19 protein-coding genes and 1 other RNA gene are annotated in these 18560 nt (G+C 63.9%); 14 read left to right on the plus strand and 6 right to left on the minus strand.

Going from position 1 to position 18560, the window contains the following annotated elements; translation table 11 throughout:
* Positions 1–49 precede the first annotated feature (49 nt).
* The 4 genes from BMZ97_RS06190 to BMZ97_RS06205 all read left to right on the plus strand — a co-directional run bounded on the left by BMZ97_RS06190 (position 50) and on the right by BMZ97_RS06205 (position 4082).
* Positions 50–445 carry a carboxymuconolactone decarboxylase family protein gene (locus BMZ97_RS06190; RefSeq protein WP_092166808.1) on the plus strand — a complete coding sequence of 132 codons (396 nt, stop codon included), beginning with the start codon at positions 50–52 and terminating at the stop codon, positions 443–445.
* A 388-nt stretch (positions 446–833) separates the two neighbouring features.
* Complete coding sequence (locus BMZ97_RS30635; RefSeq protein WP_139221166.1) at positions 834–1280, plus strand: hypothetical protein; 447 nt, start codon at positions 834–836, stop codon at positions 1278–1280.
* Between the two features lie 499 nt (positions 1281–1779).
* Positions 1780–2445 (plus strand): LysE family translocator, encoded by a 666-nt coding sequence (locus BMZ97_RS06195; RefSeq protein ID WP_092166809.1) that lies wholly within the window; start codon positions 1780–1782, stop codon positions 2443–2445.
* A 902-nt stretch (positions 2446–3347) separates the two neighbouring features.
* Entirely contained in the window at positions 3348–4082 is a 735-nt protein-coding gene (locus BMZ97_RS06205) for a helix-turn-helix transcriptional regulator (RefSeq protein ID WP_139221167.1), read from the plus strand.
* A 98-nt stretch (positions 4083–4180) separates the two neighbouring features.
* Here BMZ97_RS06205 and BMZ97_RS06210 read toward each other — a convergent pair whose 3' ends face one another.
* The 3 genes from BMZ97_RS06210 to BMZ97_RS06220 form a co-directional block, all read right to left on the minus strand.
* Positions 4181–4483, minus strand: a complete 303-nt coding sequence (locus BMZ97_RS06210; protein WP_092166814.1) for an AzlD family protein — start codon at positions 4481–4483, stop codon at positions 4181–4183.
* Positions 4480–5193, minus strand: coding sequence for an AzlC family ABC transporter permease (locus BMZ97_RS06215; RefSeq protein ID WP_092166823.1), 714 nt, complete (start codon positions 5191–5193; stop codon positions 4480–4482). Before BMZ97_RS06215 ends, BMZ97_RS06210 begins: the two co-directional genes overlap by 4 nt.
* 205 nt (positions 5194–5398) lie before the next feature.
* A complete protein-coding gene (locus tag BMZ97_RS06220; RefSeq protein WP_348272097.1) occupies positions 5399–6175 on the minus strand; it encodes a GntR family transcriptional regulator in 777 nt (258 codons plus the stop codon).
* A 93-nt stretch (positions 6176–6268) separates the two neighbouring features.
* Between BMZ97_RS06220 and BMZ97_RS06225 the strand changes: the two genes are divergently transcribed.
* The 3 genes from BMZ97_RS06225 (at position 6269) to BMZ97_RS06230 (ending at position 9230) form a co-directional block, all read left to right on the plus strand.
* Complete coding sequence (locus BMZ97_RS06225; RefSeq protein ID WP_092166825.1) at positions 6269–7225, plus strand: ribokinase; 957 nt, start codon at positions 6269–6271, stop codon at positions 7223–7225.
* Between the two features lie 353 nt (positions 7226–7578).
* On the plus strand, positions 7579–7857 hold the full coding sequence (locus BMZ97_RS30640) for a hypothetical protein (protein ID WP_139221168.1): 279 nt from the start codon (positions 7579–7581) through the stop codon (positions 7855–7857).
* Positions 7858–8036: 179 nt separating this feature from the next.
* On the plus strand, positions 8037–9230 hold the full coding sequence (locus BMZ97_RS06230) for a cupin domain-containing protein (RefSeq protein ID WP_092166827.1): 1194 nt from the start codon (positions 8037–8039) through the stop codon (positions 9228–9230).
* On the opposite strand, the gene BMZ97_RS06235 is transcribed toward BMZ97_RS06230, so the two are convergent.
* Together BMZ97_RS06235 and BMZ97_RS06240 are read right to left on the minus strand one after the other, a co-directional pair.
* Positions 9183–9953 (minus strand): CPBP family intramembrane glutamic endopeptidase, encoded by a 771-nt coding sequence (locus tag BMZ97_RS06235; protein ID WP_092166829.1) that lies wholly within the window; start codon positions 9951–9953, stop codon positions 9183–9185. The genes BMZ97_RS06230 and BMZ97_RS06235 overlap by 48 nt on opposite strands.
* Positions 9953–10747 carry a thymidylate synthase gene (locus BMZ97_RS06240; RefSeq protein ID WP_092166830.1) on the minus strand — a complete coding sequence of 265 codons (795 nt, stop codon included), beginning with the start codon at positions 10745–10747 and terminating at the stop codon, positions 9953–9955. The genes BMZ97_RS06235 and BMZ97_RS06240 overlap by 1 nt, the downstream gene beginning before the upstream one ends.
* A 216-nt stretch (positions 10748–10963) precedes the next feature.
* Between BMZ97_RS06240 and BMZ97_RS06245 the strand changes: the two genes are divergently transcribed.
* The 7 genes from BMZ97_RS06245 (at position 10964) to BMZ97_RS06275 (ending at position 14747) form a co-directional block, all read left to right on the plus strand.
* Positions 10964–11275: a PepSY domain-containing protein gene (locus BMZ97_RS06245; RefSeq protein ID WP_092166832.1), complete on the plus strand. Its 312-nt coding sequence runs from the start codon at positions 10964–10966 to the stop codon at positions 11273–11275.
* A gap of 198 nt (positions 11276–11473) precedes the next feature.
* Entirely contained in the window at positions 11474–11722 is a 249-nt protein-coding gene (locus tag BMZ97_RS06250) for a PepSY domain-containing protein (RefSeq protein WP_175525449.1), read from the plus strand.
* Positions 11723–11763: 41 nt separating this feature from the next.
* Positions 11764–12176: a transfer-messenger RNA gene (gene ssrA, locus BMZ97_RS06255) on the plus strand.
* 64 nt (positions 12177–12240) lie between these two features.
* Positions 12241–12882 (plus strand): SspB family protein, encoded by a 642-nt coding sequence (locus BMZ97_RS06260; RefSeq protein WP_092166835.1) that lies wholly within the window; start codon positions 12241–12243, stop codon positions 12880–12882.
* A gap of 43 nt (positions 12883–12925) precedes the next feature.
* Positions 12926–14320: a class II fumarate hydratase gene (gene fumC / locus BMZ97_RS06265; RefSeq protein ID WP_092166837.1), complete on the plus strand. Its 1395-nt coding sequence runs from the start codon at positions 12926–12928 to the stop codon at positions 14318–14320.
* Between the two features lie 14 nt (positions 14321–14334).
* Complete coding sequence (locus BMZ97_RS06270; protein ID WP_092166838.1) at positions 14335–14526, plus strand: DUF4169 family protein; 192 nt, start codon at positions 14335–14337, stop codon at positions 14524–14526.
* A complete protein-coding gene (locus BMZ97_RS06275; protein WP_092166840.1) occupies positions 14523–14747 on the plus strand; it encodes a ribbon-helix-helix domain-containing protein in 225 nt (74 codons plus the stop codon). Before BMZ97_RS06270 ends, BMZ97_RS06275 begins: the two co-directional genes overlap by 4 nt.
* Positions 14748–14844: 97 nt before the next feature.
* Here the strand turns inward: BMZ97_RS06275 and BMZ97_RS06280 are convergent, their stop codons facing one another.
* Positions 14845–18444 carry an AsmA family protein gene (locus BMZ97_RS06280; protein WP_092166841.1) on the minus strand — a complete coding sequence of 1200 codons (3600 nt, stop codon included), beginning with the start codon at positions 18442–18444 and terminating at the stop codon, positions 14845–14847.
* Positions 18445–18560 lie beyond the last annotated feature (116 nt).

Raw genomic sequence — 18560 nt, forward strand, 5'->3', positions numbered from 1 at the left:
GCGACGCCACCGGCTCCGACGAACAGATCGCCATCTGGAGGGAACCACCATGGGCAAGCCGACACCGATCGAATACGCCGATGCCTCGCCGGAGGTGCGCGCCGTGTTCGACGACATCATGACCTCGCGAAACCTCAAGGACGTCAACAACTTCTGGAAATATCTCGCACGCGACCCCGTCTCGCTGCGCCGGACCTGGGAGAGCGTGAAGGAGGTCATGGCGCCCGGCGCCCTCGACCCGCTGGTCAAGGAGATGGTCTATCTCGCCGTCAGCGTGACGAATAGCTGCGGCTATTGCATCGCCAGCCACTCGGCGGCGGCAGCCAAGGCCGGCATGAGCGAGGCCATGTTTGGCGAGCTTATGGCGGTTGTGGGCATGGCCAACGAGACCAACCGCCTCGTCAACGGCTATCGCGTTCCCATCGACGCCGCCTTCGATCGCTGACGGTCTGCCTCATCGAGCGGCTCGGCTTCAGGGGATCAGATCAGTTCGAACAGACGCCAATCGACAGACCAGCGCCTCGCACCGCGGTCCAGAGCGGGTTGTTGCCCGGGCGCAGCCGTAGCGAGGCGCATTCGCAGCAAGGTCCGCAACTGAAGCAAGCAGCGGCGACAACCGGAATAAGGATCTTGATATCCATTTAAAGTCCAATTAGCGTCCAATAGAATGCTGGTTCCTGGCGATCCAGCCGAAGTCCGCAACGCCAGTTCCGTTGCAAGATGAGTTCGGTCGGATGAGCGCGATGCGGCTCATTTGAAAGCGTCGGCAATGCACTTCCTGCTGGGGCTCGCCAGCGTCAACCGAGCCATTCAATCATATCTGGAGCGCCCCTATGGACATCATGATCTTGAAACGAAATGGAATCAGCACACTAAGCTGGAACATCTCCGCAAATGTGGGACTTGCCTCACCCAACCGCACGGACGACGTGCAATTGGTTCAATTTGGATATTATGCAATGCTTATAAACCCAAATTCCAAGATAACCGATGAACAGCGGGACGTGTTTAGCAAGATTGTATTGGGGCAGGCATGTAATGGGACGGCTAACGACCCGCTCGTCGCGGCCATTCGAGCGCACCAAAAAGTGAGAGGTGGCCCACAGGACGGCCATGTCAGTCCAACCAGAGAAGGAGGTAGTTATGATGGTCAGCACACCTTCATCATGATGGCGCTGAATAATAACATGAGCGATGTTGTGCCGGGCGCGTTTCCACGGATTGACAAGCACCCGAAATGCCCGCCCCTGGTGGCAGCACTTGTTAAACGCGCTTGCTAACTACAGAAATAGGCAAGCAACACGGAGACACGGCGCGAGATATATTGAGAAACGGTACGTCGTAGAGCCTAGCGGCTTGAGTCTCTGTGTTTTATCTTACGATTAACGTGCGAATTTTCCTATTTGCGACAATCCGAAGCTGGAAGCGGCAACGTGAGAGCGGCGCTGCAGCATAGGAAGAGAATGATGGCGTAACCACAAGTTTAGCGCAGGCCCGGAGCAAAGTTTTCTGGCTTGCTACAGTGCGCCCCTTGAAGTTAAGCCCGTTAGGCGAGTGGGACTGGCAAATTGCAATCAAGCTCTCCCGAGAGAGCCTCTGGATCCTCAGCCTCTCATCGACCACCGCCTTTGGCCGCCTGATGGGAGATCCCGGCAAAACTCGGATCGTGACGCGTTGCCTACCGGCATATGCCCGTTTCCGCGAAACAGTCGCGGACGCATCGTGCCGCCGCGCTGAAGCTAGCGGAGGACCGCTGCGGCGAGAGCATGGGCATGAATCGTGCAGAATCTCGGCTTGTTTCAGCAGCTTGGCAGCTTCGCATCCGCCTATCTGATCATCATGGCCGTCCCGGGACCAAACTTCGCAATGGTCATCCAGTCGAGCGTGCACGGCTCCTTGCGAGGAGCTCTGTCGGCGGCGGTCGGTCTCGCAACGGGAGCGGGTCTGCTCGCGGGGCTGGCATTTGCCGGCCTTCTATCGACCGGACGCAACGAAACCTGGCAGGGGGTGGCTCATGCGGCCTTCGCTCTGACGCTGGTCCTGATTGGCGCAAGGGCACTACGACGTTCAATGCGCGGATCCGCCACCCCGCTATCCTCGGAGGCAAGCCTATCCTCGGAGGCAAGCCTATCTTCGAAGGCAAGCCGCGCGTCGACAAACTTCTTCACGGCGTTGGTGACGGCCGTTGCCAATCCTTTGACAGCTGTTTTCTTCGCAACATCAATGCTTGAGCTCGGTTTGACCGATCTTCAGACAAGGCCGGCGCTCATGGCGATGTCAGTCTTCATCATAGCGCTCAGCTGGTTCGGTTTCGTCAGCCTGATGTTTTGTTTTACCCCGGTCCAGAAGGCATTTCAGCTGTTGCGACGTCCGCTGGATGCGGGCTTGGGCGCCTACCTGATCTTTGTCGGCATATCGCATGTCGCGGCGCCACTGATCGGCTGACGTCGGGGTCCTGGCTTGGGACCTTGGGCTCCGGTCTTTCTCGGCAGGCGCGCAGTCAAGCTCCCCGAGGGCGTCAAGGGCGATTGAAGGTCAGGTCGATTTTTCGCGGGCCTGCATACCGCAACAAAATGCTCGCCTCCCGGCGTCGGCGTCCCAGGAAAGATCGAGCCGAAGCCATCGTCTCGATGTCTTGATGCCTTGATGTCTCGCCTTGAGCGCGAGACTTGGGCGGCGCGAGCGATCGAACCACTTCCTCCCCGCGTTTCAACGACGCCTGCCCCATGGCGAACATCGGCGCATCGCTGCGCCTGGTGACCTCGCAGCCGTCAGCCATTGCCCAAATCTCGGGCTTGCATTGGATTTCTTTTGGATATTACTTGGTCTCAATTCTTAGAGTCCAAAAGGCTTTCTGACGGATCGGAGGAGCGATTTTGGCGTTCAGGTCTGAGCTGTTTTCATCGCTTGTCGGAAGCATATACGAGGCAGCTCGCGATCCTCGGCAATGGCCGGTTGCGATAGAAAGCCTGCGCGTCGCCTTCGACGGCTCTGAAGCCTCGTTTGATATTTTCAGCGAGGAGATGGCGCCAAAGTCTTGCGACGGTACCGCGAGAGATCTGCCCCAGAATGATCTGCGCGAGATTTTGATCGGGACGGGAGATCCTGACGCGGATGTCGTGGCGGTCGACCGAGCCTTTTCCGACCAGTCGAGCAGCCCGTCATTTTCGAGAGGCGGCAGGCTTCTGCTCTGCCGGTTCCGCCTCAAGCGGCTGGCGACACTTCTTCAGGATGACGACATCGCCGAGACGTCTTGCTCGCCCGAAAGCCGCGGCTTTTGCATCCATGTCGGGCGAGGTCGGGAGCAACCGCTCTTCAGTATCGAGGACATGGCCTGGTTCATGCGCATGGCCTCGCACGTGCAACGCGCGACCGAACTCTCCCAGAGCGTCAGCCAGGCGCGAATGGCGGCGGCGATCATCGGGCAATTGCCCTTCGGCGTGCTTGTCGTCGATGCACAGAAGCGGGTCATCGCCGCCAATCATGCCGCCACGGAACTCACCAGGCATTCCCGCTCCGGGATCAAGGTTCGCAGGGGCATTCTGACTGCGCGCAGCGGTCTCGACGTCGACAAGCTCCAGCAGGCCGTGTCCGCCGCCTGCCGACTGCAGGAGCGCGGAAGCGCTCAGGCGGGCTGCGATGCGTTCATCCATTCCCGGTCCCATGCGAGCGATGGCGACGCGCTTGCGATCTCGATTTGCCCCTTGCCGCAGACCGAGCGGCTGGCCGCCAGCGAGGGCAGCTATGCCGTGGTCTTTGCCCAGAGGCTTTCGCTGAACTTGCCCTTTGGCTTCGTCGAACAGGTGCAAAGCGTCTTCGGCCTGACACCGACGGAAGCGCGATTGGCGTGCTCCCTGGCGGAAGGGCTCTCGCTCAAGGACGCCGCGCGGCGACAGGGTATCCGCTTCAAGACAGCACGTTCCTATCTCGAAGGCATTTTCCAGAAGACCGGCGCACACCAGCAGAGCCAGCTCGTCGCCGTGCTCAAGACGGTCCAACTCATCCTCGGGAACGCCGCGATGACAGAACGCCGACCAGCCGCGCTCGCCGGCTACCAAATTCCCGCAACCGATGCCGCCTAGAGCATTTTCGAGCGAAGCGGGCACCGGTTCGCGTGAAGAAAATGCGATAAAATAAGGAGCTAGAGCATTTCCGCGATTCGGAGGAACGCGGAAATGCTCTAGCTCATGAAGAGTCGCAATATGACCACCGCGACCACCCCGACGATGACGACGGCGATCAAAGGCAGTCGCCGCGCGGCGAGTATCGTGATCAGCGCGGCGATCGTTTCGGCTGGCCCGGTCGTGAGAACCGCCGGGGCGATGACGGAGACGAGCACCGCCGCCGGAATCTCGTCGAACGCCGCCTTGGCCTTACCCTTGAATTGAAGCTTGTCGGCAAAGAACAGGCCGCCGATCCGCGTGGCATATGTCACGATGGCCATACCGATGATGGCAAGAATGGTCGGCGCGGAGAGGGTCATGGCGCCTCCTCGGGAGCAGCGACATAAACCGCCGCGATGCCGGCCAGCGTCCCGATCAGGACGTGCCATGGTGCGCCGAGGGTCACGAAAGCGATCGCCGAGGCGATGGCGCTGGCGGCCACCGCGCTCGCGGTACTCCGCCCCCTCCAGAAACCGGCGATAAGACCGATGAAAAGCGCCGTGAACGCGAAATCGGCGCCGAGGCGCCGGGGGTCTCCCAGGAACGCGCCTGCAAACGCGCCAAGCGTGGTCCAGAAGACCCAATTTGTGTAGAGGACCCCACCCATCGTCAGAAAATAGGCCGGGGTCAGCGGCTTCTCCCGGACGCGCCGTTCGCTCAAGGCCCAGTTCTCATCAGATAGGACGTAGAACCCGAGCAATCGCTGCAAGGTTGCGAAAGCGGCTGTCTTCGGCGCGAGGGAGGCGCTCATCAGCAGGTTACGCAGATTGACCAGGAGGGTGGACAGCACGATCGCCACGACGGGAACCGGCTGCCCCCAGATCTCGATCGCGGCAAACTGTGCGGCGCCGGCACAGACCGTGGCCGACATCAATGCGACCTCGATGGGTGAAAGGCCCTTTCCCACGCACAGTGCGCCGAACAACAGGCCAATCGGGATGGCGGCGACCGCAGCCGGAAAAATATCGCGCAGGCCATCGCGGATTTCGTCACGTGGGCGACGTGAAAGCGCCGAGCTGGTCGTCGTCATTCCAGGCCTTTCATCGCACCAAGCCTTTCATCACATCCAACACCAGCCGGAATTCATCCAGGAAATCGGCAGACACGGGCCTGAGAGAGTGAGGCTGGAACGATCCTTGGAGCAATTTCGATCCAGTTGGATCGTTCAATTGCTCCAGCTCTTTGCTTTAACGCGATCTTCACGCGAACCGGTGCCCGCTTCGCCCGAAAACGCTTTAGATCTTCATCTTCAGTCGATACGCATAGCTGTCGCCGCGGAACAGGCCTTCGACATATTCCAGCATCCGGCCAGTCTGGTCATAGGTCCGGCGCTTGATCAAGAGTGACGGCAGCGGCTCGGTGAAGCCGAATATCGAGCATTCCTCCATGTCGGGCGAGGTTGCCTCAATCGTCTGCTCGCAATGATCGGGCGGGGCGCCATGGTCGGCAAGGTAGGCGTAAACGGAACCCGACAAGTCTGCATGCTCAAGGCTTTGGCAGGCATCGAGGCTGTACCACGCCACTTCGCGCGACAGCGGGATGCCATCTCCCAGGCGCACGCGTATGAGCTTCAGAAACCGCGCGGTCGACGGCAGGCCGAAGATGGAGGCGATCAATCGGTCGCTGAGGGCCTGTCGCTCCAATATCTTCGACGAGGGCGTGCGACCGAGTTCTTCCATCTCCTGAGTGAAGCCCTTGAGGCGATTCATGCCCGGCTCAAGCACGGTTTCCGGCTTCTGGACGATGTAGCCAAGGCGGCCATGAGCCGCGAGCAGCCGCCGTTTCCGCAGCGCATCGTAACAATGTTGTACTGTTGTTCGACTCAAGCCCAACTCAGCCGCAAGGTGACGTTCTGCTGGCATTGTTGCCCCAGGGGCAAGACTGCCTTTCTCGATCATCGCCGCGAGCTGTTCTTCGAGCTGACGATAGAGCGGCATGGCCGTATCTTCGCGGAGCTTGAGAACATCGATAAAGCTCTTGGGCTCTGGCTTGGGCATTTCGGCGCCGCTCAATTCTCTACTTACCCACTGTGAAATTGATTAAAAATTGACCTCGCATCGAGACTTATCCCGATTATCATTGTCAAAGCAATCTGCGAGCGGCTCATGCGAAACGATGCTCACCTCTTTGTCGTCGGCAGCTTCGTCGCAGCAAGCGCCGCCAAGGTCGAGACACTTCCCAAACCCGGCGAATCCCTGACGGCCCACGCCTTTGCTCTGGAACCCGGCGGCAAGGGCTTCAACCTTGCCGTTGCCGGCAGGCGACTAGGCGCCGCTGTGGAGGGCATCCTGGCGGTTGGCGACGATATGCTGTCGGGACTAGCCGCACCTGCGCTGGAGCGCGCCCGGCTCCCTGGCGAGATGCTCCATCGGCTTCCCGGTTCGACAGGCGCGGGCATCGGTTTCATCGACGCTCGCGGCGAGAATTGCCTGGCCGTCTTTCCCGGCGCGAATGCGCGCCTCGGTGCGAGCGATGTGCGGGACAAGCGAAGCGCTATCGCAAAGGCGGATATCACTCTGGCTCAGTTCGAGATTGGCGACGAGCCGATCATCGCGGCTTTCGAGATCGCCCGCGAAGCGGGCAAGACAACGCTTCTCAACCCCTCGCCGTTTCGCAAGCCGAATCACCGGCTTCTCGCGCTGACAACCATTCTGGTCCTCAATGCGCATGAGGCCGCGGCCATGGCGTCGGATTTGACGGGAACGAGCAGCCCAGTTTTCCAGGCCCATGGGCTCGCGGAAATCCAGGCTTTCGCTGAAGCGGTCATGGCGGTAGGCCCCGAAATCGTCGTGGTGACGCTCGGCCAGGGCGGCGCCGTTTTTTGCCGCAGCAAGCACCCCCCTCTCCACCAGCCGAGCTTTCCGGTTGTTGCGATCGATACGCTGGGAGCTGGCGATGCCTTCGCCGCAGGGCTCGCGGTGAGCCTGACCGAGGGGCAGCCATCGGAAAAAGCCATGGCCTTTGCGAACGCTTGCGGCGCCATTCTCGCCGGCAGCTGGGGTGTTTTCGAGGCTTTTCCGGACCGGGCGGCCGTCGAGGCTTTCCTGCTCAGCCATGGTTGACTAGGCCGGCCCCAGCCCCCCACCGGGCTCCGCCGCTCCATAATCATCGCGTCGGCCATGACTATCGCATCGGCCACGACCATAACGTCGCGTGAATCCGGTCACTGCCCACCTGATCGGTTTGCATCGCTGTGGGCCGCGGCTGCAAGGGCCTCGGCGGCGGATGCCCGTCAAGGCGCCTTTGGCACGATCAAATCGGGCCCGTTCTTGGCTTTCTCTCCGGCGCCGGAAATTTGGCAGGCGCCGCTTGTGTTGGCATTAGTTTGGATGCTTAATGGACATAGCCAAGGCCGCCATGCGAGGCGATCAGGCCTGACTATCTGGACCACGCGACCGAACGCCGGAGGAGAAAGGTGAACGATATCTCTGGGGCCAAGCCAGGCCGAAAATCCCAGCATGACTGGACGCTGATCGAGCCGGAGGTCTACCGACTTCTCGATGAGCGCGGCGACTTCGATTCCAGGAAACGCGGCTGGAACACACGGACCAGGCTGGAAGAAGCGCTGCTCGATTTCTGCCAGACACAGCTCGGATTTGAGCCAGGCTCGGCGGCACTACGTCGAAAGTTGCAGGTTTGGCTGCCAAACTGGCGCACGAGACAGAATTCACAACAAATAAGCCCTGCTGAATGAGTGGAAATAATCGCAACTTCAGATATCAACGAAAATAAAATCATAAATAGCATCACTATCAAGTGCAATAATCTTTAAATTCTGGAATTAATCGCCTTCTATATCTACGTAAACGATACAGGGCTGGCATCTTCGACGATTACTTATAGATAAAACCCGAACATCGACGAGAGGCATCCATGCTTAATGCAAGCCGGCGTCTTTTCATCAGAGCCTTCGCATTCGGGGCCACGACCGTCGCAGCCGGCCGCGCGATAGCCGCACCCAGCGATGGGCATGCGGCTGGCTATGATGTCGCGCCGGCCTCGGATTTTCTGCCCACGATTCCGCGGAAACCCGGCGATCCCGTGGTCTTCACCGCCTCTCTCGACAAGGCCCCGATCAAGGCGACGTCCGGCGGATGGGCGCGCGAGATCACGACGCGCGGACTGCCCATCGCAACCGATATCGCCGGGGCGCATCTCTTCCTCAATCCGGGCGGCGCCCGCGAGATGCATTGGCATGACTCCGCCGAGTGGGCCTATATCGTCGACGGACATTGCCAGGTTACCGTCCTCGATTCGGAAGGCGTGACCGAGGTCGTCAATCTCGCACCGGGCGATCTCTGGTATTTCCCGCAAGGTCACAGCCACGCCATCCAGACGCTCGGCTCAAAGCCCTGCCACGCCATCCTCGCCTTCGATGACGGCCTGTATTCCGAGCACGGGACCTTCGGGATCAGCGATTGGATGAGCCGTTACGATGCGGCCTCGCTCTCGCAGGCCCTGGGCGTGTCGGCGAACGCATTCACGGCGATTCCGAAGGCCGAGACCTACATCATGCAGGGCGGGGTGCTGGCGCTCGATGGGCCACATGCGCGCATGGCCAGGCCGCTCGCGCGCGAGCGCAGCCACCGCTATGCTTTGATGGCCCATAAGCCCAAAGTGGCGACCGCTGGCGGCGAGCTCTACATCGCCTCCGAAAAGGAATTCCCGCTCTCGACGACGCTGACGGGGATGGTGCTGAGGCTCAAAGCAGGCGCGATGCACGAGCCGCATTGGCACCCCGACGCCAATGAGTGGCACTACGTCTTGAAGGGGCGCACCCGGGTCACGCTCTTTGGAACCGACAAGCGTGTCGCCACCGCCGAATTGTCTCCAGGCGAGTGCGCCTATATCCCGCGCAACTGCGGCCATTCGATCAAGAATATCGGCTCCGAGGATGCCGAGATGGTCGGCGTTCTCGACAGCGGAACCTATCGCGAGAACACCCTGACCGATTGGGTCACCAAGGCGCCGCGGCACCTGCTGGCGAACAATCTCGGCCTTCCTGAAGCGGCCGTGCCGTCATTCCCGCGCCCGAGAACGATCGTGCCGGCATCGGCGCAAGGGTGAGACCCGGATCATGGCGCCCATCGCGAAGGCCGGGCATTGCATCCGGACGGGTGGGGCGGATGGACAAGCTCGTAGCGAGAGCCCTGCGACGACAACCGCCGCGTTCATGGAAGCATGAAGGAGGATCGGCAAGCCGACCCCGCCCGATTTTTCTCGCGCATAGCCCAGAAAAGCGCCGGCTGGGAGAACCGACACGACATGCAGAAGACCGTTCTCGATATGCAGCAGGCCGAAGGCCAGCGTTGTCGCCGCGAGCGTGGGAAAAGCAGAGAGCCGCTTACGCAACGCCGTGAACAGCAAACCACGAAACAGCAATTCTTCGACGACGGGCGCTAGCAGGACAGCGTTCGCAAGCCCCAATAGCGACCGCTCCGAGGGCGATATGGCCTTGAGTTCGTCAAGCGAACCAAAGATTCCCGAAACAGCGAGCGCCGCCTCGATCAACAGGACCACAAGAAGGGCAGCCAAGAACGCAAGCGGCACACGCCGTTCCCGTGGCCATGAGACTGCAAGCTCCTCGCGCCAGGACCGGTCGCCGGCGATCCGGCTTAGGACCAGCGTTGCAATCCCGGTCGCCAGGAAGAAAGCTGCCTCGCGGGCGTCAAACCCAACGGCGAGGCCAGTGGATGTCGTTGCCAGAAAGGCAAATGCCGCCACACCGGCATAACCGGCAGCAACCGCGGCCAGAACCTTCCCGAAAGGCAAGGCCGATGATGGCTGCATCAGACCGCGATCGGCGCCTTGATCGCCGGGTGCGGATCGTAGCCTTCGATGAGCACATCCGCGAACGAAAAATCCTCCAGCCGCTTCACATCCGGATTGAGCGTCAGCTTCGGCAGGGGGCGCAGCTCCCGCGTCAATTGCAGCCGGGCCTGGTCGACATGGTTCACATAAAGATGGGTGTCGCCGAAGGAATGGACGAAATCGCCCACCGCCAGCCCCGTCACCTGCGCCACCATATGCGTCAGCAGCGCGTAACTCGCGATGTTGAAGGGTACGCCAAGCAGGACATCGGCCGAGCGCTGGTAGAGCTGGCAGGAGAGCTTGCCGTTCAGCACGAAGAACTGGAACAGGCAGTGGCAGGGCGCCAGCGCCATCTTCGGAATGTCGACCGGGTTCCAGGCCGAGATGATCAATCGGCGCGAATCCGGGTTGCGTCGGATCTCGCTGACCAGCCAGGCGATCTGGTCGATCGTCGTGCCGTCGGGCGCGGGCCATGAGCGCCATTGCCTTCCATAGACGGGGCCGAGATCGCCGTTCTCATCGGCCCATTCATCCCAGATCGTGACGCCGTTCTCCTGCAGGTAGCGCACATTGGTGTCGCCGCGCAGGAACCAAATCAGTTCGTGGATGATCGATTTCAGATGCAGCTTCTTGGTCGTGACGAGCGGAAAACCCTCCGCGAGGTCGAAGCGCATCTGATGCCCGAACACCGCAAAGGTGCCGGTGCCGGTCCGGTCGTCCTTGCGGACGCCTTCGGTCAGGACGCGATTGAGGAGGTCGTGATATTGGCGCATGGCGAATCTCGTGAGGCCAGACAGTTTAGCCGCTTTGCTTCAGGCGCGCCGCACCATCGTCAGCGACTGTCCCAAGCTTTCTCGGCATGGCCTTCTGCCCGGCTTGCCCTCGCCCGGCACCCTCCCGAACCGGCTTCGCCATCGCTATGCCGGAACAAAGCCATGAAGCCGTGTTTCTCTCCGGCAAAATAGCACTAGCGAGTTAGGGAGAAAGCAATGCCGCTTTATCGCGCTGCGTCTGCCTGGGCGCTCGCAAGCACGCTGATGTTGCAAGCGGGCATCGCCGCCGCCCAGCCGCCTGCCCCGAATCAGCCCGCCGAGTCGCGTATCTCGATGAACGAGGCCCGTCGCATCGCCATCGACAACGGCATGGTGCGGATCGAGGAGATCGAGCTCGAGGATTGCCTCTGGCAGCTCAATGGCAGCGACAATATTGGCGCCGACATCGAGATCGATCTGCGCGCCAGTGACGGCAAGGTCGTCAAGATCGAGCGCGACGACCCGCTCTCCGCCGCCGCGCCGCATTGAGCGGCAAGGTTTCCTGGAGCGGCATAGTCTCCACCCGACGGTCCCGCTCACGAGATCGGGAAACGACGTGAACCATGAACGCCCCAGCCGCCTTCAGACCGGCCACAATTCCAGGGATTTATCCGCCTCGATCGATGGGGCGTCGCTGGAGGCCTGTGTTGGAGACATATGATGAACTTTCGCGGCCGGATGACCGGATTGGCGCTGCTGAGCGCGGTTATGACAATGGCGGGGCCAGCGCTGTCCATGACGTCGAATCAGCCCCCTCCCGACAAGCCGGCGCTGCTCTCCGAGCATGGCGCGCGCCAGATCGCCTGGCGTTTCGGCATCACCCACGTCGAGGAGATCGCGCGTTCCGGCAGTCGCTGGGAAATCGCCGGGCGCGACCGTGACGGGAACGAAACCATGCTCGATATCAGCGCTTATGACGGCCGGATTCTCGACTGAAACGAAGGCCCGGGAAATTAAGCCGGCATGGCTCGCGTTCCTCTCTTTCCCCGCGCGTCTGCAGCCCCTATATTCGCTGTGCCGATCGCAAGACCGGCTATGGCGATAAACGGACGTCGTAATAAGCTTTTCGGACCCGGGGGCGGTACCCGGCGCCTCCACCACAGCCCTGCGGCGCAAGCTTTGGGGCGGCTTGCGGGATCTTGGACCGCGGGCTCGCCAGGTCACTCAGGTGGCAGGGTTGCGGCGGGGGCGAAATAGGATCGACGAGAGTGTAAAGGCCGTTCTTTTGCCCGGTATGGTTCCGCCGTTATAGGGCTAACGCATAGTTGCCAACGACAACAATGCTCGGGTTGCTGTCGCCGCGTAAGCGGTGCTGGTTCCCAAACCTAAGTCCTTCCGTTTAGCGACGTAAGGCGGGGCTCGGAGGCGCCTGGCAACAGAAGCCTCCACTTTTTTATGCAGGCCTGCCGGCTGTTCCCGCCGGAAGCGCGAAGCGGAAACGGATTCTCGACACGATGGCAAAGGATATTCTTCGCTACGATCTCATGGTGCAGGAGGCACTCAAGGGCGTCGTGCGCAAGATTCTGACCGAGGCCGGCCGCGACGGCCTGCCCGGCGACCATCATTTCTACGTCACCTTCCGTTCCACCGCGCCTGGCGTGCGGTTGTCGCAGCGCCTGCGCGACAAGCACCCGGAAGAGATGACGATCGTCCTCCAGCACCAGTTCTGGGATCTGAACGTCAGTGAGCACGCCTTCGAGGTTGGGTTGTCCTTCTCCGGCGTGCCCGAGCGCCTGCTGGTTCCCTTCGACGCGATCACGACATTCTTCGACCCTTCCGTGCAGTTTGGCCTGAAATTCGAGGCGCAGGACGCCGTCGAAGGCGCAACTGTCGAGGACGATGCGCCAGGTGCGGGCAAGGCACCGCGCGGCGCCGGCTCCGAGCCGAGCGTCTCCCCGCCCGCCCCCATCGCCCTGCCCGCCAAGGTGACGCCCGCCGGCGTCCCCGCCCTCAAGCTCAAGCCCGCGGAGCGGGATGCCGAACCGGCAGCCAAGAGCTCCGGCAAGGCAAGCGCCAAGAAGGCCGAGGCGGATGAGGGTGAAGAGGCCGCCAGCGCGCAGGTCGTCAGCCTCGATTCCTTCCGCAAGAAGACCTGACGCACAAGCAGACCTGACCCACCCGAAAACCTGACGGCGCCCCATGTCCGACACCCGCACCGAAACCGATTCCTTCGGGCCGATCGCCGTGCCTGCCGATCGTTATTGGGGCGCTCAGACGCAGCGCTCGCTCGAGAATTTCCGCATCGGCGGCGAGCGCGAGCGCATGCCCCTGCCGCTCATCCACGCACTCGTGCTGGTCAAGAAGGCCGCCGCCCATGTCAATGCGCGCCTCGGCCTGGTCGAGCAGCGTGTCGCGGGCGCGATCGGCCAGGCGGCGGATGAAGCGCTCAGCGGCAAGTTCGACGGGCATTTCCCGCTGGTCGTCTGGCAGACGGGCTCGGGCACGCAGACCAATATGAACGTCAACGAGGTGCTGGCGAACCGCGCCAACGAGATCCTCGGCGTCGGCCTCGGCGCCAAGAGCCCGGTCCACCCCAATGACCACGTCAATCGCGGCCAATCCTCCAACGACTGCTTCCCCACGGCAATGCATATCGCTGCCGCGCTCGAACTCTCCCGGCTGTTGCTGCCGGCGCTGCGCAACCTCGAAAAGGCGCTGCAGGCCAAGGCCGAAGCCTTCAAGGATCTGATCAAGATCGGCCGCACCCATCTCCAGGATGCAACGCCGGTTACGCTCGGCCAGGAATTCTCAGGCTACGCCGCGCAGATCCATCTCGGCATCGGCCGCATCGAGGCCTCGCTCGGTGGCCTCTACGCGCTGGCGCAGGGCGGCACGGCGGTCGGCACCGGCCTCAACACCCATCACGATTTCGCCGTGCTCTTCGCCAAGGAAGTCACCGCCTTGACCGGCCTGCCCTTCCGCACAGCCGACAACAAGTTCGAGGCCCTGGCGAGCCATGGCGCGCTGACCGCGGCGCATGGCGCGCTCGCGGCGCTGGCGTCGGACCTGTTCAAGATCGGCAACGACATCCGCCTGATGGGCTCCGGCCCACGCTCGGGACTTGGCGAGATCAGCCTGCCGGAGAACGAGCCCGGCTCCTCGATCATGCCCGGCAAGGTCAACCCGACCCAGGCCGAGGCGCTGACCATGGTCGCGACGCAAGTCCATGGCAATCAGGCGACGATCGGCTTCGCCGCGAGCCAGGGCCATTTCGAGCTCAACGTGTTCAAGCCGGTGATCGCCAGTGCCTTCCTGCAATCGGTCCGGCTGCTGGCTGACGCGGCCGCGAGCTTCCAGGCCCATTGCGTTGAAGGCATCATCGCCAATGAGGACCGCCTGACGGAGCTGCTCTCGCGCTCGCTGATGCTGGTCACCGCGCTGGCGCCCGCCATCGGCTATGACCAGGCCGCCGGCATTGCCAAGGCCGCCCATCACAACGGCACGACGTTGCGCGAGGAGGCTCTGCGCGCCGGCGTGTCCGGCGAATTATTCGACGCGACGGTCAAGCCCGAGCTGATGCTCGGACCCGCCTGAACACGGAGCGCGCCATGGCCGAGATCATCAATCTCCGCCGCGCCCGCAAGCAGCGCGCCCGGCAGGACGCCGAGGACCAGGCGCAGCAGAACCGCATCGCCTTCGGCCGCAGCAAGGCCGAACGCAGCCTGAGTGAAGCCGAGCGCGACAAGGCCACCCGGGAACTCGACGGCCACCGGCTCGACGGCGACGCCCCGAAGCGATGAGCCGCGAGCGCAAGCACTCGCTCTCCATCGCCGGCCACCGTACGAGCGTCTCGCTCGAGGATCCGTTCTGGACCGCCCTGAAGGAGATCGCGGCAGCCGAGGGGCGCACGATGGCAGCCCTGATCGTCGAGATCGATTCCCGGCGCGAGGGCAACAACCTCTCTTCGGCGCTGCGCCTGCATGTGCTCGCACATTACCGCCGGCTCGCCGCCGGGGCGTAAGCGCCGCGACATATAAAAGCCGTGCAATCCTAGCGGCTTGCAGCGCAATATTGAATCAAATCGCCAACGACTTGAATCACTCTGAGAAGAACTTGAATCAGTTTGGCTGGACACTGCGCGAAAGCGGCCGCGGCACGGATTCAATCGCCATCGGAGGTGGCAGGGGCGGCACTGCGTTGCCCGGCCTCGCTGGCTGAAGATCGGGTTCCGGAAAATTCGCGCGCGGCGCACTGGGCAGCACCAGCGGGCCGGGCTGTTGCGGTTGCGTCGTCCCGCGAGCCGCAGCCGCTCGGGCGCGCTCCTCAGCCTCGGACCGGCCACGCGCCTCCAGCTCCTGCCGGGCCTGCTCGGCTCGCTTGCTGTCCTCGGCCTTCTTCTCCTCGGCCATGCGACGCAGCTCATCGAGGCGCTTTGCCTCCTCTGCCCGCTTCTCCTCTGCGAGCTTGCGCTCTTCCTCGGCCTTGATGAACTCGGCGAGCTTGCGCTCGTTCTCGCGCATCTCGCGCTCGGCCCGGAGCCGCCGCGAGTTGGCCGCCCGCTCGCGCGCATCGGCCTCGAAAGCTTCGACGCGCTCGATCTCGCGCGCCAGGGCACGGGCGGCGACCGCATTGGACAGCGCCCCGACGTCGGTCTCGCGCTGCGGCGCCGAGAGCGGCCCGCGCCAGGCGACGCCGATCTGCGGCGCATCGGTCGGCCAGCCCTTCGGCAGGCCTCCAAGCGGCCGCAGGCCCAAGCGCAGATCGGCGGTCAGGGCGCGCAGGTCGATGAGGCCGGTCGTCTCCGCGCGCAAGCCGCTGCGCTCGAAGCTGAATGGCTGCAGCCGCGCGAGCCCGCCGGCCAGCGTGAAGGGCAAGGTTACGTCCCCGAGCGCCCAGGCACCACTGTCGAGCGCCTCGCCGAGACGACCCTGCAATCGCGCCGTCTCGCTCTCGGAGGCGTCTTCGCCCGTTGCGGCAATGACGCGCGAATAGGCTGCCGGATCGAAGCGCGACAGGCTGGCGCCGGTCAGCGTCACGGAGCCGGCTCCGCCGAGCCCAGCGATCAACCGCGCCGGGCTTTCGCCGGAGCCGCCGGCCTCGACCTGACCGGACAGCTTGCCGCCGAGCGCGCCATTCGTCAGCGCCGCGAGATCGAGCTGGGTCAGTCCGATACGGCCAGAAAGCTGCGCCAGCCCGCCCTCGCGGCGCAACGCGACGCGGCCCGATAGGGTGCCGCCGCCATAGGCTCCCGTCAGATCCTCGATGCTCGCCCCGTCGCGGTCGGCCTGGAGCGTGAAGCGGGCGTCGCGCAGCGTGACGCCGTCGCTTGCGATGAGCGAGGCGGCCTCGACCGCGAGCTTGAGATCGCCGAGCCCAATGACAGGGCCAAAACGGGCGGTCGACCAGGTCGAACCCGGCGCCGCCGGGCTTGCACCCAGCGCGCCGCCGAGCAGGGCACGCAGATCCAGGCCCGGCAGTGACAGCCGGCCCGACAACCCGCCATCGCGCGCCATGACGACAGCCCCCTTGGCGCTGACGCCGCCGAGATTGGCAACGAGATCGTCGAGCGCGACGCCGTCGGGGTTGAAGCCGACGCGACCGCTCGCATCGAACAGCCCATCCGGCATCAATCGCGCCGGCCCTTCGGGCAGGATCTGGCCGGGACGGTCCGCCTGCAGGCTCAACCGCGCGGCATTGCCCCCCTCGCCTTCCAGCACCAGCGAAAGGCCGGGCCCCGCGAGCGAACCCATCAAGCGGCCGGGCTGCTGCTCCAGGGTGAAACGGCCGGGACCGCCGAGCTGCGGCGCGGGCAGACCCAGTGCCGCGAAGACCTGGCGCCGGTCGCTGATGTCGAAGCGCAAACCGGCATTGCGCCATGCGCCGGAAGGGTCGAGCCGGCCATTGACCGCAAGCGCGCCGGCCTGTGCCATGCCCTCGGCCGCGATCCCCGTCTCACCTCCGGCCGAGCGCGTCAGGCGAAAACTCGCATCCAGCCGGGAGAGCCCATCGCCTGCGCGCGCCAGCGCCTGCCGGGCCACTTCCGGCAGCAACGGGCCGGCCAGCGCGGCCAATGTCTCGAAGCGCGGAGCGCGGATGCGGCCGGAGATCTCGCCGCCCTCGGCCAGCAAGGCGCCCGAGCCCGTGACCGCGACGCCGCCGAAGCCCTCGATCGCAAGCCGGCTGAGCCGCCAGACCGCGCCCTCGCGGCGCAGATCGAGGTTGGCCGAGCCCGCAGGCGCATTGCGGAAGCGGGCATTGGTCAAGGCGAGATCAAGCGCGAGATCGCGCCCGCCGACGAGCCCGGCCAGACTCTCGGCCGGAGGCAGCATGTTGAGGTCGAGACCATTGAGCGCAAGCTTCGCCGCCAGGCGCTCGGCCACGATATCGCCGGAGCCCTCCAGCCTCAGACCCGACGAACCCGTCACCAAGAGCCGCTCGAACGCGACCCGCCCGCCATCCCAGGCACCTACCGCCTCTGCGTCGATCTGGCCCAGCCCCGCGACGAGGTCGGCCAGAGCCGGGTCGAGCCCGGCCCGTGCGAGCACGAGCGCAACACGGCGGGCATCCTCGGCCTTGAGGTTGAGACGGCCGGCAATACCCTTGGCATCCGCAGCCCCGGTCGCCCCGACCAGCGCGCCCGCGACCCGGACGGAAGCCGCAGCGCTGCTCAAGCCACCTTCATCGAGCCGCCCACGCAGCCCGAAAGCCGAGAAATCCTCGCCGCGCCAGATCAACTGGTCGAGGTCGAGGCTGACGTCGAACGGACCGGGCAATGCGTGGAGCGCGTGCTCGAAACCGGCACGTTCGGAGAGCGCCTTCGTCAGCGCATCGAGATCGAGCCGACGCGCCCTGAGCGCCAGCGAGCCTGTCCCGCCCGCTGGAAAAAACTGGCCCTCGCCTTCGAGCCGCACGGCGCCACCACCAATGTCGAGCACCAGGCCGGCGAGGTCGAGCTGCTTGCTGCTGCCGCTGACGCGTCCGGCCAGGCTGAGCGCGCCACCAGGTGCCAGCGTGAAGGCTCCCTCCAGCCCGGCACTGATGCCGTCCTGAACGGCCGGGAGCAGGAAATTGCCGTCGAAGCCGATCTGGATGGCGTCGCCCGTGATCGAAGCCTTGGCGCGCAGGCGGCCATCGGGCTCGATCGCACCTGTGGTGATGCGCAGCGACGAACCCGCGACTTCGCCCTCGATCCGCCAGGGCCCGGCGAGGCTGACGGCGGAGACTTCGGCCGCGACGGGCATCAACGTCACCGGCGCCTTGCCGGCATCGCGCCAGATCAGCGCCGAACGCCGGATGCTGAGCTTGTCGAGGCTGGTATGCGCCGGCAGGCCACCGCCAACGCTTGCCGGGAGGCGGATGGCTCCCGCCTCGTCGACGACGATGGAGAGCGTCGCGCCCTCCGCCTGCGCGTCGGCGAAGCGGAAATCGCCGCGCGCCAGGGCCGATAGCGCCAGCTCGACGGTCAACTGCTCGACGGCGACCGAGCTCGCCGCCTCGGGCGCGCCGCCGACCCGGACATCGCTCAGGGTCAGGCGCGGCGACGGCAATAGGCGCAAGCCGATGCCGCCGGCGACGCGCGTCTCGACGCCGAGCACAGAGCTGAGCCGCGCCTCGATCTGCGGCCGATAGCCTCGCCAGTCGACGAAGCCCGGTCCGATCAAGGCGGTAAGCAGCGCCAGCACGAGCAGGCCGGCCAGGACTGTCAGAGTCTCACGCAACGGCGGGCTGTGTCCTCGTCGTTTCGGATCCAGGCATTTCAGGCTTCAGCATGTCAGGCCTCGCGATCATGCCGCCACGTCGCGGCAAGATCACGACATTTCGCTCCCGGGAAGCA

The sequence above is a fragment of the Allobosea sp. OK403 genome, assembly GCF_900113835.1.
GTDB lineage: Bacteria > Pseudomonadota > Alphaproteobacteria > Rhizobiales > Beijerinckiaceae > Allobosea.

Coding starts and splice junctions, on each gene's coding strand:
- BMZ97_RS30635 (WP_139221166.1), top strand. CDS start 834: ATGGACATCATGATCTTGAAACGAAATGGAATCAGCACACTAAGCTGG.
- BMZ97_RS06205 (WP_139221167.1), top strand. CDS start 3,348: ATGGCCTCGCACGTGCAACGCGCGACCGAACTCTCCCAGAGCGTCAGC.
- BMZ97_RS06215 (WP_092166823.1), bottom strand. CDS start 5,193: ATGACGACGACCAGCTCGGCGCTTTCACGTCGCCCACGTGACGAAATC.
- BMZ97_RS06270 (WP_092166838.1), top strand. CDS start 14,335: ATGGCCGAGATCATCAATCTCCGCCGCGCCCGCAAGCAGCGCGCCCGG.
- BMZ97_RS06275 (WP_092166840.1), top strand. CDS start 14,523: ATGAGCCGCGAGCGCAAGCACTCGCTCTCCATCGCCGGCCACCGTACG.
- BMZ97_RS06225 (WP_092166825.1), top strand. CDS start 6,269: ATGCGAAACGATGCTCACCTCTTTGTCGTCGGCAGCTTCGTCGCAGCA.
- BMZ97_RS06190 (WP_092166808.1), top strand. CDS start 50: ATGGGCAAGCCGACACCGATCGAATACGCCGATGCCTCGCCGGAGGTG.
- BMZ97_RS06230 (WP_092166827.1), top strand. CDS start 8,037: ATGCTTAATGCAAGCCGGCGTCTTTTCATCAGAGCCTTCGCATTCGGG.
- BMZ97_RS06210 (WP_092166814.1), bottom strand. CDS start 4,483: ATGACCCTCTCCGCGCCGACCATTCTTGCCATCATCGGTATGGCCATC.
- BMZ97_RS06245 (WP_092166832.1), top strand. CDS start 10,964: ATGCCGCTTTATCGCGCTGCGTCTGCCTGGGCGCTCGCAAGCACGCTG.
- BMZ97_RS06240 (WP_092166830.1), bottom strand. CDS start 10,747: ATGCGCCAATATCACGACCTCCTCAATCGCGTCCTGACCGAAGGCGTC.
- BMZ97_RS06260 (WP_092166835.1), top strand. CDS start 12,241: ATGGCAAAGGATATTCTTCGCTACGATCTCATGGTGCAGGAGGCACTC.
- fumC (WP_092166837.1), top strand. CDS start 12,926: ATGTCCGACACCCGCACCGAAACCGATTCCTTCGGGCCGATCGCCGTG.
- BMZ97_RS06235 (WP_092166829.1), bottom strand. CDS start 9,953: ATGCAGCCATCATCGGCCTTGCCTTTCGGGAAGGTTCTGGCCGCGGTT.